Genomic DNA, 661 nt, shown 5'->3' on the forward strand with positions numbered 1-661 from the left:
TACAGGGCGCCCAGCGCCGCGGCCACCGTCACCACGGCGGCGACCGGCTCGGCCGTGCGGCCGGTCAGCCCCCGCACGACGGCCAGCGCGAGCAGCCCGGCCATCAGCAGATGCAGGCAGAGGCGCAGCGAGCGCAGGGCGGGGGTGAGCGAACGGGGATCCATACCGCTGTCCAGGGTACGAACCCGGCGGGCCCGACCGGTCAACCGAAAGGTGGAAAGAGGCGTCCCCCCTTCGATTCGGGTGAAGCGTGCTGTGGCGCGATGCCCGCGCGGGGTCCCGGGCAGCAGGGTGGACCGCATGTTCGTCGCATGGAGAGACCTACGGTTCGCCAGGGGCAGGTTCGCCCTGATGGGAACCGTGATCGTACTGATCACGCTGCTGGTGGGACTGCTGTCCGGGCTGACCGCCGGACTCGCCCGGGACAACACCTCGGCGCTGACCGGACTGCCCGCCGACCACGTCGCGTTCGCGCGGCCCGCGGACGGCCAGTCGGTGTCGTTCACCGGGTCCGCCGTCGCCCGCGCGCAGTGGCAGGAGCTTGCCGGGCAGCCGGGGGTGCGCAGCGCACGGCCGCTCGGCATCAGGACCGTGAACGCCGAGTCCGGCGGCCACACCGCGGCCGTCTCCGCGTTCGGCGTGCAGGAGCGGTCGGGCCTCG

At 73.5% G+C, this 661-nt stretch carries 1 pseudogene; it reads left to right on the plus strand.

Going from position 1 to position 661, the window contains the following annotated elements:
* Positions 1-300 precede the first annotated feature (300 nt).
* Positions 301-661: pseudogene (locus tag G3I40_RS09895) on the plus strand (ABC transporter permease); the annotation flags it as partial.

The organism is Streptomyces sp. SID14478 (assembly GCF_010548525.1).
Lineage (GTDB): Bacteria > Actinomycetota > Actinomycetes > Streptomycetales > Streptomycetaceae > Streptomyces.